At 66.8% G+C, this 12,775-nt stretch carries 14 protein-coding genes; 4 read left to right on the top strand and 10 right to left on the bottom strand.

Features of this window, described 5'->3' with window-relative positions; all coding sequences use genetic code 11:
- Window positions 1-26: 26 nt before the first annotated feature.
- Window positions 27-902, bottom strand: coding sequence for an ABC transporter ATP-binding protein (locus NCR37_RS00905; RefSeq protein WP_250471103.1), 876 nt, complete (start codon window positions 900-902; stop codon window positions 27-29).
- A 4-nt stretch (window positions 903-906) separates the two neighbouring features.
- Window positions 907-2,034 carry an MlaE family ABC transporter permease gene (locus NCR37_RS00900; protein WP_250471102.1) on the bottom strand — a complete coding sequence of 376 codons (1,128 nt, stop codon included), beginning with the start codon at window positions 2,032-2,034 and terminating at the stop codon, window positions 907-909.
- Between the two features lie 117 nt (window positions 2,035-2,151).
- Here NCR37_RS00900 and NCR37_RS00895 point away from each other — a divergent pair, with 117 nt between their 5' ends.
- From NCR37_RS00895 to NCR37_RS00885, 3 genes are read left to right on the top strand one after another with little or no spacing between them, the layout of a single operon-like run.
- Complete coding sequence (locus NCR37_RS00895; RefSeq protein ID WP_250471101.1) at window positions 2,152-3,057, top strand: biotin--[acetyl-CoA-carboxylase] ligase; 906 nt, start codon at window positions 2,152-2,154, stop codon at window positions 3,055-3,057.
- Window positions 3,054-3,881, top strand: coding sequence for a type III pantothenate kinase (locus tag NCR37_RS00890; RefSeq protein WP_250471100.1), 828 nt, complete (start codon window positions 3,054-3,056; stop codon window positions 3,879-3,881). The genes NCR37_RS00895 and NCR37_RS00890 overlap by 4 nt, the downstream gene beginning before the upstream one ends.
- A gap of 28 nt (window positions 3,882-3,909) precedes the next feature.
- Window positions 3,910-4,152 carry a hypothetical protein gene (locus NCR37_RS00885; RefSeq protein ID WP_250471099.1) on the top strand — a complete coding sequence of 81 codons (243 nt, stop codon included), beginning with the start codon at window positions 3,910-3,912 and terminating at the stop codon, window positions 4,150-4,152.
- Window positions 4,153-4,162: 10 nt separating this feature from the next.
- Here NCR37_RS00885 and rfaE2 read toward each other — a convergent pair whose 3' ends face one another.
- The 7 genes from rfaE2 to NCR37_RS00850 form a co-directional block, all read right to left on the bottom strand.
- Window positions 4,163-4,645 carry a D-glycero-beta-D-manno-heptose 1-phosphate adenylyltransferase gene (gene rfaE2 / locus NCR37_RS00880; protein ID WP_250471098.1) on the bottom strand — a complete coding sequence of 161 codons (483 nt, stop codon included), beginning with the start codon at window positions 4,643-4,645 and terminating at the stop codon, window positions 4,163-4,165.
- 134 nt (window positions 4,646-4,779) lie between these two features.
- On the bottom strand, window positions 4,780-5,655 hold the full coding sequence (locus NCR37_RS00875; protein ID WP_250471097.1) for a ferritin family protein: 876 nt from the start codon (window positions 5,653-5,655) through the stop codon (window positions 4,780-4,782).
- Window positions 5,656-6,083: 428 nt separating this feature from the next.
- Complete coding sequence (locus tag NCR37_RS00870) at window positions 6,084-7,097, bottom strand: MerR family transcriptional regulator (protein ID WP_250471096.1); 1,014 nt, start codon at window positions 7,095-7,097, stop codon at window positions 6,084-6,086.
- A gap of 233 nt (window positions 7,098-7,330) precedes the next feature.
- A complete protein-coding gene (locus tag NCR37_RS00865) occupies window positions 7,331-8,098 on the bottom strand; it encodes a PhaM family polyhydroxyalkanoate granule multifunctional regulatory protein (protein WP_250471095.1) in 768 nt (255 codons plus the stop codon).
- A gap of 52 nt (window positions 8,099-8,150) precedes the next feature.
- Window positions 8,151-8,978, bottom strand: coding sequence for an enoyl-CoA hydratase/isomerase family protein (locus NCR37_RS00860; RefSeq protein ID WP_250471094.1), 828 nt, complete (start codon window positions 8,976-8,978; stop codon window positions 8,151-8,153).
- A 16-nt stretch (window positions 8,979-8,994) separates the two neighbouring features.
- Window positions 8,995-10,155 (bottom strand): ABC transporter substrate-binding protein, encoded by a 1,161-nt coding sequence (locus NCR37_RS00855; protein ID WP_250471093.1) that lies wholly within the window; start codon window positions 10,153-10,155, stop codon window positions 8,995-8,997.
- 126 nt (window positions 10,156-10,281) lie between these two features.
- Window positions 10,282-11,268, bottom strand: coding sequence for a fumarylacetoacetate hydrolase family protein (locus NCR37_RS00850; RefSeq protein ID WP_250471092.1), 987 nt, complete (start codon window positions 11,266-11,268; stop codon window positions 10,282-10,284).
- A gap of 75 nt (window positions 11,269-11,343) precedes the next feature.
- On the opposite strand from NCR37_RS00850, the gene NCR37_RS00845 reads away from it, so the two are divergent.
- Entirely contained in the window at window positions 11,344-12,159 is an 816-nt protein-coding gene (locus NCR37_RS00845) for an IclR family transcriptional regulator (protein ID WP_250471091.1), read from the top strand.
- A 376-nt stretch (window positions 12,160-12,535) separates the two neighbouring features.
- On the opposite strand, the gene NCR37_RS00835 is transcribed toward NCR37_RS00845, so the two are convergent.
- Window positions 12,536-12,775 (bottom strand): hypothetical protein (locus tag NCR37_RS00835; protein ID WP_250471238.1); only part of this gene is annotated, 240 nt, incomplete at its 5' end.

The raw sequence follows: 12,775 nt of genomic DNA, 5'->3' as shown, positions 1-12,775 counted from the left end.
AGGTTCCTTGTCCCTTTTGCGCTGGACTACTTCACGGTGATGGTGGCGTCGTCGAGCGCGGCGGCGGGCAGCTTCGCGCGGCGTTCGGGCGGCAGCGCCTGAAGCGCGCGCCGTCCGCGCCGCCCAAGAAAATACTCGCGGATGAACGGATGATCCACCGCGACTGCTTCTTCCACCGGGGCCGCGACGAGCACGCGCCGGTCCGCGAGCACGGCGACGCGCGTGGAAAGCGCGACCATCGTATCGAGATCGTGTGTGACCATGACGACGGTGAGACCGAGCGCGCGATGCAGCGTCGCGATCAGATCGACGAACTCGTCTGATGCCTTCGGATCGAGGCCGGCCGTGGGCTCGTCGAGAAAGAGCAATTCGGGTTCGAGCGCGATGGCCCGCGCAATGCCGACGCGCTTGACCATGCCGCCCGAGAGCGCGGACGGCATCTTGGTCGCGTGCTTGCACGAGAGGCCGACCATTTCGAGCTTCAACATCACGAATTCGCGGATCAGGTCTTCGGGAATCTTGCCGAGTTCGCGAAACGGCTGCGCGATGTTGTCATACACCGACAGCGACGAGAAGAGCGCGCCTTGCTGGAACATCATGCCGGAGCGCGTGCGCAGCATCTTCGCGGTCTCGGCGTCCATGCGCGCCCATTCCTCGCCGAGCACGCGAATCACGCCCGAGGTCGGCGATTCGAGACCGAGAATCTGCCGCACGAGCGTGGTCTTGCCGGAGCCCGAGCCGCCCAGCAGCGCGACGATCTCGCCACGGCGCACGTCGAAATTCAGATGCTCGTGAATCACCGTGCTGCCGTAGCGCTTGGTGACATCGCGCACTTCGATGACCGGCTCCGCGATCACGGGCGGCGGCTGATGGCGCACGGCGGTGGCGAGCGTCGTCGACATGGCGTCAGAGCCCCACGTTCTGAAAGAGAATGGCGAACACCGCGTCCGCGAGAATCACGACGGTGATCGACGTGACCACGGACGTCGTCGTGCCTTCGCCGAGGCTCTGCGAATTCGGCTTGATGCGAAAGCCGAAGTGGCACGCGGCGAGCGCGATCAACATGCCGAACACGACGCCCTTGCCGAGCCCGATCCACAGATTCGCAATCGGCACGACGGACGGCAGCGAGCGGATGAAGAACGAAATGTCGATGGACAGCACGAGCTTCGCCGCGAGCGCGCCGCCCGTCAGCGCGATGATGTTGGTCCACATCACGAGCAGCGGCATGGCGACGCCGAGCGCGAGCACGCGCGGCAGCACGAGGCGCAGGCCGTGCGGAATGCCCATGACCTGCATCGCGTCGAGTTCCTCGGTGACGCGCATCACGCCGATTTGCGCGGTGATCGCGGAGCCCGAACGCCCGGCGACCAGAATCGCGGACAGCACCGGCCCGAGCTCGCGAATCACCGACAGCCCGAGAATATTCACGATGTACTGGTTCGCGCCGAACATGCGCAACTGCTGCGCCGACAGATAACTGAGCACGATGCCGATCAGAAACGCGACAAGCGCCGTGATCGCGAGCGCCTGCGCGCCGGCGCTATAGATGTTCGCGGAGATCTCCGTCCACGGAGTACGCTGTGGGCGACGAATCAATCCGAGCAGATCGAGCACGAAGCCGCCGAACATGGCGAGACCGCCGTGCAGATGATCGAAGAACGCGAAAATCAGGTGTCCGAGCCGCGTGACCGGATCGACGCGATCGATGGCCTCGGGCTCCTCGCGCTCGGCGTCGAGCAGCGCGACGCGCTCGAAGATTTCGCGCTGGGTGTCCGACAGCGCGACGGTCGCGGGCATCTTGCGCCCCCAGATGCGCCAGAGCGCCTGCCCGCCGACGTGATCGAGCCGTTCGATGGACAGTAAGTCCCACTGCCCGATAGCCTCTCGCCCGATGGCGCGCAGCCGCCGCGTGACGCCGGTTTTCGAGCGGTCACGCGCGAGCGCGAGCGCCGTCCACTGGCCCGAAAGACGGACCACCTTGCCTTGCTGACCGGCTTCCACTCGCAGGCGGGGCGGCGTGTCGAAGTTCAAGGATCGAAGGGGCGTTGGAACGCGGGTTGAGGGAGAGGGACATTGTAACGAAGGTTCGTTGCGCGGCGGCGCGATCCGCCACGCGAAAGCGCCGACCCCGCCCGCTACAATATCCCGATGACCCCGACTCCCGCCTTCGCCCCCGACGCGCCCTGGCGCATCGACCGTAACCGGCTCGCCACGCTCGCCGAGCGTCCTGCGCGCGACTGGACCATCGAGATCGTCGACGAGACCGGCTCCACCAACGCCGATCTCGTCGAGCGCATGCGCGCGCTCGCCCGCGACATCGCGCAACGCACGCCGCCCGCGCCGGTGGCGCGCATCGCGTATGCGCAGACCGCCGGGCGCGGGCGGCGCGGCCGCGCGTGGCTCGCCGAGCCGGGCAATGCGCTCCTGATGTCGGTTGGATACGTGCTGCGGCGGCCCATCGAAGGGCTATCGGGCTTGAGTCTCGCCATCGGCACTGCCGTGCTCGACGCGCTCGCGCGCCTGCCGCTCACGCCGTCCGCGCGCCCCGCGCTGAAGTGGCCGAACGACGTGCTGCTCGACGACGGCAAGCTCGCCGGCATCCTGATCGAGACGGCGTGGAATGCGCCGGGCGCGACGGCCGTGGTGATCGGCATCGGCGTGAATCTGCACGGCGCGGAGCAACTCGCCGCGCAAGTGGACGACGCCAACCGCCAGTCGCCGTCCGCCGCCATTCCCGGTGCCTCGCCCGCCGCGCTCGCCCGCGCGTGGCCGGACGCGAATCTCACGGACACGCTCGCCGCGCTGCTGAATGCGCTCGACACGGCGCTGCCCCGCTTCGAAGCGGACGGCTTCCGGCCGTTCCGCCAGCGCTGGACCGACGCGCACGCCTACGCGGGCCGCGAAGTCGTGCTGATCGACCAAGGACAGGAAGTGACGCGCGGCATCGCCGCTGGCGTCGACGACAGCGGGCACTTGCTGATCGACGCGCCCGAAGGACCGCGCGCCGTCGCGACGGGCGAACTGTCGCTGCGGCTCGCGAAGGAGCGTCCGTGAGCGACGCGCCGGTGCTGCTGATCGACGCGGGCAACAGCCGCGTCAAGTGGTCGCTCGTGGATGCGGACGGCGCGGCCATCGCGGGCGGCGCGCTGGAGCACGAACGTGAATCCGCGCCGCGCGATGCCGCCGATCCGGCGCTCGCCGCATGGTCGGCGCTGCCTCGGCCCGACAGCGCGTGGATCTCGAACGTGGCCGGCGCGGCGGCGCAGGCGCGCATCGAACGCATGATCGACGCGCACTGGCCGGCGCTGCCGCGCACCGTCGTGCGCGCGAAGGCCGCGCAATGCGGCGTGAAGAACTGCTACGCCGAACCGGAGAAGCTCGGCAGCGACCGCTGGGCGGGCCTGATCGGCGCGCGCGCCGCGTTTCCCGGCGAGAACGTGCTGATCGCTACCTTCGGCACCGCGACGACGCTCGAAGCATTGCGTGCCGACGGCGTCTTCACCGGCGGATTGATCGCGCCGGGCTGGTCGCTGATGATGCAATCGCTCGGCAGCCACACCGCGCAACTGCCGACACTCGATGCCGCCGCCGCGCGCCGCGCCCTCGGCCACGCGGAAGCGGCCCCGCGCAGCCTCTTCGCCGCCGATACGGCCGCCGCGCTTTCGGCCGGCTGCCTGCTCGCGCAAGCGAGCCTGATCGAACGCGCATGGCGCGATTTGCGCGCGGACTGGCAAGCGGACGTTCGGCTCGTGCTGGGCGGCGGCGCGGCCAACGAGATTGCGGGCGCGCTCGCGGTGCCGCACACTCGCCACGATTCCCTCGTGCTCGCCGGCCTCGCGCTCATCGCGCGCGAATCGGCCGCACATCGAACTGACTGATTACCGACCGACTGACGGAGCCCCTAGCATGCTGCGCTGGCTCATTGCCTTTCTCATTCTGGCCAACGTGCTGGTGTTCGCGCTCGTGCACGGCATGTTCGGATCGTCGCTGCCCGCCGCGGGCGCGCGCGAGCCGCATCATCTCTTGCAACAGGTGCGGCCCGAAACGCTGACGACGCGGCCGCTGCGCCCCGAGGAAGCAGCCGATCAGCCGCAGGTCGGCGGTCCCGCGCCCGCCGCGAACGTAGAGACGAAGCCGCTCGGCCAGTAACGCGCCGCGTTCAGGACTGCGCGCGGACTTTCTTCAAAAGCGCCGTGGTGGAGCGGTCATGCTCGAACGCAATGGCGAGCGCCTTGCCGCCCCAGCCGCGCACGAGCGCCGATTCCGCGAGTTTGTCCATGTCGTAGTCGCCGCCTTTGACGAGCACGTCCGGGCGCAGGGTGCCGATCAGTTGCAGCGGCGTCGATTCCTCGAACTTCACGACCCAATCCACGCTTTCTAGCGCCGCGAGCAGCGCCATGCGGTCGTCCTCGCGGTTGATCGGGCGATCGTCGCCCTTGCCGAGCGTGCGCACGGAGGCATCGCTGTTCACGCCGACGATCAGCGTCGCGCCGAGCGCCTTCGCGTCGGCAAGATAGGTCACGTGTCCGCGATGCAGGATGTCGAACACGCCGTTGGTGAACACGACCGGCCCCGCGAGCGTCGGGCGGAGCGCGGCGAGCGCGTCGCGCGTGGTGATCTTGCGTTCGAAAATGGCGGGCATGGCGATGCTCAACGGATGGTTCGGAAAGCGCGCATTGTGCCACGGCGGTTCGCCGGCGAAGCACGCGGCCTGGAAAGCAAAACGGCCCGCCGACGTAAGCCGGCAGGCCGTGTGTTCATGCGAGCGACACGCTGTTACGCGGGCTGTCCGCTCGAACCGCCGGACGCGGCTTGCAGACGCTGCACCACTTCCTTGCGATAGCGGTTCAACTCCTGCGCGGTGACGAACGACCGCTCGAAGAGAATCGAGAGGTTGTGCAAAATGCGCTCGACGACCTTCTTCTCCCAGCTATCGTCGAAGCGGATCTGATCGTCGAGCCAGCGTTCGAGCCACTCGGGGTCGGGCAAACGCGACTGCACGGTATCGCGCGGAAAGAGCGCCTGATTGACGTGCAGGTTCGTCGGATGCAGCGGCTTTTCCGTGCGACGGGCGGAGGCCATCAGCACGCCGATCTTCGCGAACGCGGCCCGCGCCGAATCGCCTGCATTCGCGAGCGCCTTTTTCATGTAGCGCAGATACGCGCCCCCGTGACGCGCCTCGTCGCGCGAAATGGTTTCGTAAATGTGCTTGATGACCGGCTCGGTGTGCCATTCGGCCGCGCGGCGATACCAGTGATTCAGGCGAATTTCGCCGCAGAAGTGCAGCATCAGCGTTTCGAGCGGCGGCGCCGGATCGAATTCGAAGCGCACGGCGTGCAGTTCTTCTTCCGTCGGCACGAGTTCGGGCCTGAAGCGGCGCAGATATTCCATCAACACCAGCGAATGCTTCTGCTCTTCGAAAAACCACACGCTCATGAACGCGGAAAAGTCGCTGTCATGGTGGTTGTCACGCAAGAACATTTCGGTTGCGGGAAGAGCGGACCATTCGGTGATCGCGTTCATCTTGATGGTCCGGGCCTGCTCGTCGGTGAGCAGGGACGCATCGAACGTGTCCCAAGGGATGTCCTTCTCCATATCCCAACGGACGGATTCCAGCGATTTATAAAGTTCCGGATAAAGCATGGTGTTCATAGTCCACCCCTGAAGCCACTTATGCGACGTTATATCTGTATGACGGTCGGCCAAACGTGCGCGATAACCGCTGCGCACGCGCAACCAAGCTTTCAATTTTACGCGGGATTCCGGCGGCCACAGGCGAAAAACGACAAGGAAGCATCCGATGCAGCGCCGTGGCAACGCGCCAGCCGCCTTCGACATGCGCGTTCTTGCGCGCGTGCCGCCTTGCGTGCGTCGTGTTCTACCTTGGGTGAGAAGCGAAACCTGTGCCCAGGTTCCGTCGAGGCTTTCGCCGTGCCGCCTGCTCGCCGATTTGCAGCATGACGCCTACGTGCGCCACGACAGCGCGGCGATGCGACTTAGCGCCGGCGCGCGGACGCACGTTGGGTCGATGCCGCGACGTCCGCAGGCCCGCTCGGGCTCGCGCTAGCAAGCCTTCCCGATCATAGCACGGCGCTTTCGCGCCAAGCCGCCACGAACTCCTCGATCGGCGTCAAACCAGCGAGATGCTCCACGCCCTCGTTCAGCTTGCGGCGCAGCGCCGGGCTGCTGCCGCCGACCCAGATGCGGATGTGCGACGGCAACATGCTGCGCAACTCGGTCAGTCCGTTCGCGATGACCTGAGCCGGAAGCACCGCCGTGAACGACAACCCGACCACATCCACCTCGTGCGCCACCGCCGCGCTGACGATATCGTGCAGCGGCGTCTGCAACCCCAACTGCACGCATTCGCACTCGCAGAGGCTGAACATGGCCTCGGCCATCAGAATGCCGAGACCGTGGCCTTCGCCGGAGAGCGTCGTCAACAGCACGCGCGGCCGGCCGCCGCGACCGCGCAGCGCTTCGGAAAGCGGGCGCATCAGCGTGCGCAGCGTGAACTGGATCGACTCGCTGAACAAGTGCTCGTGGTAGACCTGGAGCGTGCCCGCCGCCCACGCGTTCCCCACCCGCGCGGCAAGCGGCGCGGCGACGTCGACCACGAAGCGTTCCAGACCGTCGCGCGTCGCGCGTCGCAGCAGTCCGAAGCGGAAGTCCTCGTAGGCGCCGTTGCGCAACAGCGCGATGAAGTGGTCCAGCTCGGCGTCCGGCGCGTCCTGCCCGACGCCCGACGACTCCGCGAGCTGCTGCAACGCCTCGATCGGCTGCGCGAGGACCTTGCTCGGCCGATGCCCCGCGTCCAGCAGGCGTTTGACGAGCCGCAGCTTCGTCACTTGTTCCTGCGGATACAGACGCTCGCCGCCGGGCGAGCGCATGGGCTGCGGAAACCCGTAGCGTCGTTCCCAGACGCGCAGCGTGTCCTTCGTCAGACCAATCTCCTGAGCGATGGCGCCGATGCCGACGCCGCTCAAGCTCGATCCCATGGAACGCAGAAGCGGAGCCTCCGACGGCGATTCAGCCTGTCCCGAATCATCCGCGTCGGGCTCGGACTGCAGGTTTTCTTCCGATGAGTTTGTCATGGACAAAACGGTAATTGAACACACGGACGGTCCGTTGCACGTTGCATGCCTGCGTCGGCAGGTGGACAAAACCGTTCTTACTGCATAGTGAATGATAGACAAATTATGTCAATGGGTAGCGACGTCACGACGCCACATGAGTCGGCGCGCATCCAAATGAAAACGCCTGGCGACCGCGGGCCGCCAGGCGTTGTGTACCAGCCGATGCCGCTCGCGCGACACCCGCGCGATGCCTACTCGGGTTTTTTTCGCGGCGGCGTCTTACGCGCGGCCGCTTTTTTTTCCGCGGCTGCGGCGGCTGAGGTGTCGTCGCCGGTTTGGCTGCCCGTGGCTGGCGCGGTGCCGCTTTCTTCGGCCGAAGTCGTAGCCTCGCCCGCCGGCGCGCCCGCCATGCCCGGCTGAATCATCGCCAGTTGCGCGAGCTGGTTGAACTGCGATTGCAGCGCGTTCCACCAGCCGCTCGGATCGAAGCCCGGCGGCAGCGGCGCGTCCGGCTTCGCGCCCGCTTCCGGGTTGTCGCTTTCCGTGGGCGCCGCGCGCTCGCCCGGCGCAGCCTTGGGCGCGTCGCTCGATGCGGCGCCGCCCATCGGCCAGCGGCCCGCCGCCTTCGATGTCTCCGCCGCCGCGTTGTGCGCGTTCTCGACGGACGTCTGCGCGAACGCGCCGAACGCGCGCAGCGTGGCGAGCGTCGCGCGCTGCACTTCGAGCGCCTGAATCGCCGATTGCAGCATGTTCAGGTTGAGCTTGAGCCACTGCTCGACGGCGCGCATGTCCGTCACGCGCTTGTCCAGTTCCTCGATGTTCGTGAGCGGCGCGAGCATGTCCGACATCATCGAAAGCGAGGGATTCGCGCCCTGCGCGCCGCCCGACATGGCGGCCGCGAACGGATTCAGGCGCATCATCTCCCACATCTTGCCCATCATGTCCGCCTGGCCCAAGCCGGAGAAACGGGGGAAGCCGGTAATCAAACACGGCGGGGTGCCGCCTGAGGTGTCCGTCATTCGTCGCTCCTCTTGATTGGTTGATCGCTTCGGCTAGCCACGCCGGGCCGCGTCAGAACGGCGCGCCGCCGGGAAAGTCCGGCGAGCGGCGCTCGCGTAGCGAACGCATGCCTTCGTGCACGTCGGGTCCGGCAAAGCCCATAAATTCCAGCGCGAGCGATGTATCGAAAGTCGGCCCCGCCATGCGCAGCCAGTTATTCAGCGCGTACTTGGTCCAGCGGATGGCCGTCTGCGATCCCTGCGCGAGCCGGTTCGCCACTTCGATCGCCTTCGGCATGAGTTCGTTCTCTTCCACCGCAAGCGATACCAGCCCGATGCGCTCCGCCTCTTCGCCGCTCACAGGCTCGCACAGAAGCAGATAGTACTTGGCCTTCGCCATGCCGCACAGCAGCGGCCAGATGATCGCCGCGTGATCGCCCGCCGCGACGCCGAGCCGCGTATGTCCGTCGATGATGCGCGCCGACTTCGACGCAATGGAGATATCCGCGAGCAAGCCCGCGACCAGCCCGGCGCCGACCGCCGGACCGTGCATCGCGGAAACGATCGGCTTGCTGCAATTGATCACGTTGTACACGAGATCGCGCGCCTCGCGCCAGACACGCGAGCGCACGTCGAAGTCGTTCGCCATCTCCTCGACGAGCGCGAGGTCGCCGCCCGCCGAGAAGCCTTTGCCCTCGCCGCGAATCAGCGCGACGCGCGTCTCGGGATCGCGGTCGATGTCGCGCCAGATCTCCGCGAGTTCGCGGTGCATGTTGGCGTCGGCGGTGGACAGGCCGCTCTTGTTCGCGCCCGCGCCCGGCATGACGACTTCCAGCACGCCATGCGCGTGACGGCGCAAGCGCAGCGACGTGTAGCCCGAATACAAGGAGAGATCGCTCATGTCCGTTCGATGTGGTCTAGCGCGGCTGATACACCCACTTGCCGTCGCGAATCTCGACCATCACGCGGGCGCGCTGGTCGAGGCCGATATGATCGTTGGGCGTCATGTTGACGACGCCGTTCGTGTCCGCGAAGTTCTTCGTGCCTTCGAGCGCATCGCGCAGCGCGCCGCGAAAGGCGGGCGTGCCCGGCGCGCCGGCTTTCATCGCGATGGGAACGGCGCGTTGAAGCAGCATGCCCGCGTCCCACGCATACGAGCCGAACGCGGAAACGGTGCCCGCGCCCTGCTTCCCTTCGTACAGTTTGATGTAGTCGAGCGCGAGGCGCTTGGCCGGATGATCGTCCGGCAACTGCGCCGCGACGAGCACCGGGCTCGTCGGCAGGAAGGTGCCGTTGCAATCCGCGCCGCACACGCGCAGGAAGTCGCGGTTGCCCACGCCGTGATTGTGATAGACCTTGCCCTTGAAGCCGCGCTGCGCGAGCGTCTTCGGCGGCAGCGCGGCGGGCGTGCCGGCCGCGCCGACCACCACGGCATCCGGCTTGGCCGCGAGAATCTTCAGAATCTGCCCGGTCACGCTCGGGTCCGTGCGATTGAACCGCTCGTTGGCGACCACCGTGATCTTGTGCAGTTGCGCGAACTTCGCGACTTCCGCGTAGAAGGTTTCGCCGAGCGCGTCCGCCTGGCCGATGTACGCGAGCGTCTTCACGCCGTGATTGCTCGCGTGCTCGGCAATGGCGGAGGCCATCATCGCGTCGGTTTGCGGCGTCTTGAACACCCAGCGGCGCTTGTCGTCGACAGGCTCGATGATCTTCGCCGACGAAGCCAGCGAAATCATCGGCGTCTGGCCTTGCGCGACGACATCGATCATCGCGAGCGAATTCGGCGTGATCGACGAGCCGATGATCGCATCGACCTGATTTTCGCTGATGAGCTTCTTCGTGGTCTGCACGGCTTGCGTGGTGTCGGAGGCGTCGTCGAGCACGATGTAGTCGACGCTCGCGCCGCCCATTTCCTTCGGCAGAAGCGCGACGGTATCGCGGGCGGGAATGCCGAGCGACGCGGCCGGTCCCGTCAGCGACAGCACGAGCCCGATCTTGACGTGCGGGCTCTGCGCGAACGCCGCTGTCGTCGCGGCGAATGCGAGCACGGCTGCCGCCACCCACTTGCTTCTGCGCATGGAAGTCTCCTTTTGTTTTTTGTCGTCGCGCGGCGCGTAAGCCGCAACGCCCGGAGAGTGTACGGTGGCCGATGCTCTCGACGCATCGGGCGAAACCCGTTGCGCCGTTTGTTTCATCGCGCGATATCAGCGTTCGAGTTGGACGACGGCCTGATCGATCGCGCCGAAGATGGACTTGCCCGCGTCGTCGAAGATTTCGATCTTCACGCTGTCGCCGAACTTCATGAACTCCGTCTGCGGCGCGCCGTGCTCGATCGTCTCCAGGCACCGCTTCTCCGCGATACAGCAGTAGCCGCGCTTCGTGTCCTTGTTCGAGATCGTGCCCGAACCGACGATCGACCCTGCGCGCAGATTGCGCGTCTTCGCCGCGTGCGCGATCAACCGGCCGAAGTGGAACACCATGTCCACGCCGCAATCCGGCTGGCCGACCTTCTTGCCGTTCCAGTGCACGGTCATCGGGCGATGCACGCGGCCTTCGCGCCACGCGTCGCCGAGTTCGTCGGGCGTGACGGCCACGGGCGAGAACGCGGTGGCGGGCTTGCTCTGGAAAAAGCCGAAGCCCTTCGCGAGTTCGGCGGGGATCAGGTTGCGTAGCGAGACATCATTGACCAGCATCAGCAAGCGCACGCTTTTCAATGCTTCGTCGGGCGTGGGCGCCATCTGCACATCGGAGGTGATGACGGCGACTTCCGCCTCGAAGTCGATGCCATACGATTCCGACGCGCACACGATGTCGTCGGTCGGCCCGAGAAAGTCGTCGCTGCCGCCCTGATACATGAGCGGGTCGGTCCAGAACTCGGACGGCATTTCGGCCCCGCGTGCGCGCCGCACGAGTTCCACGTGATTCACGTAGGACGAGCCATCGGCCCATTGAAACGCACGCGGCAGCGGCGCCATGCAAGACTTGGCATCGAACGAAAACGCGTGGCGGGCGCGGCCCTGATTCAACGCTTCGTAGACGTCGTAAAGCTGCGGCGCATAGAACGTCCAGTCGTCGAGCGCGCGTTGCAGCGTGGAGACGATTCCATCGGGAATGACAGCCGTGCGCAAATCGCGCGATACGACGATGAGCTGGCCGTCGCGCGTGCCGTCCTTCAGCGTGGCGAGTTTCATAAGGCGGAGTCGGGCTGAGATGACGTTGAGGGAAATCTATTTTACGATGGTGAATCCACCGCCTTCACGCTTTCCATGCCATCCAACGCGCCCGCCACCGGCGACGAACTCGACCTCGACGCATCCGAAGAGAAGCTGCGCTCGGGCATTCAGTCGATCGAAGTCGGCTTCCGATTGCTCGACGTGCTGACTCACGAGCCGCGCGCCATGATGCTGCGTGATCTCGCGCAGCGCGCGGGCATGAGCCCGGCGAAGGCGCATCGGTATCTGGTGAGCTTCGTGCGGCTCGGGCTCGCTTCGCAGGACCCGCTCACGGGGCGCTACGAACTCGGCGGCTTTGCCTTGCAGATGGGCCTCGCGCGCCTCGCACGCGTCGATGGCGTGAAGCTCGCGCGCATTGCGCTGGCCGAGTTGCGCGAGCGCATCGATCAGACCGTGGGCATCGCGGTATGGGGCAATCAGGGCCCGACGGTCGTCCACTGGATGGAGTCGAGCTACCCGGCGAAGGCATCGCTGAAGCTCGGCGACGTAATGCCGCTGCTGTCGTCGGCCACGGGATTGCTCTTTGCCGCGTATCTGCCGCGCAGTAAGACGCAGCCCATGCTCGAACGCGAACTCGCTGCGAGCAAGCAAACACTCGCTGATGTTGAGCCGCTTTTCGCCGATGTCCGCGAACATGGCGCGGCGCGCGTCGAAGGCATGCTGCTGCCGTCGATTCACGCCTTCTGCATGCCCGTTTTCGATTCGACCGGCGAACTCGCGCTCGGGCTCATCGCGCTCGGACACGAAGGCGCGTTCGATACGCGCTGGGGCGGCGAGATCGATTCGGCGCTGCGGGAATGCGCGCGCAGTCTGTCGTATGAACTGGGGTACAAGGCGGGCGAACGGTGATCGCTCCTGCGCGCGGAACATCGCTGCGAGCGCGCGTGTCATAACCGCTTCTGTCGTCGCGCAATCCCTTCTCTCTCCGCTTCCTCGATGCCCCTGTTTTCGTTTCATCGTCCGCCTGCTGCGCCGGGCGAGCCTTCCGCTGCCGCGTCCGCGCCGGATGCGCCTCGCCGCTGGGCGCGCTGGGTTGCGGCGGCGCTGATCGTCGCCGGGCTGCATTGGACCGCGATGCGCTGGATCGAACACGCGAAGCAGCCGGCGAACAGCACGCCGGAGCAGAAGCCGCCGGTTCAGGTGGAATTGCTGACGCCCAAGCCCGTGGCGCCGCTTGCGCCTGTCAAACCAGCCGCGCCTGCGCATGTGGCGCGGCCTGCGCCGCTCAAAGCCGCGCCTGCGCCGGCTCCGAAGCCCGCTTCGCCCGCGCCCGTGTTGAGCGCGGCGACGCCGCTGCCCGGTGAACCCGCGGCGGCATCGGGCGTGGGGGGGGGGGGGGGGGGGGGGGGGGGGGGGGGGGGGGGGCGGGCGGGGGGGGGCGGGGGGGGGGGGGGGGGGGGTGTGTGGGTACCTCGTCACGGGCGATCAGGTGATCGTCGCCGGCATGCCGGAATCCTTCCCCGGG

It is taken from the genome of Caballeronia sp. GAFFF1, assembly GCF_023630705.1.
Lineage (GTDB): Bacteria > Pseudomonadota > Gammaproteobacteria > Burkholderiales > Burkholderiaceae > Caballeronia.
This window is presented reverse-complemented; position numbering and strand designations above follow the sequence as displayed.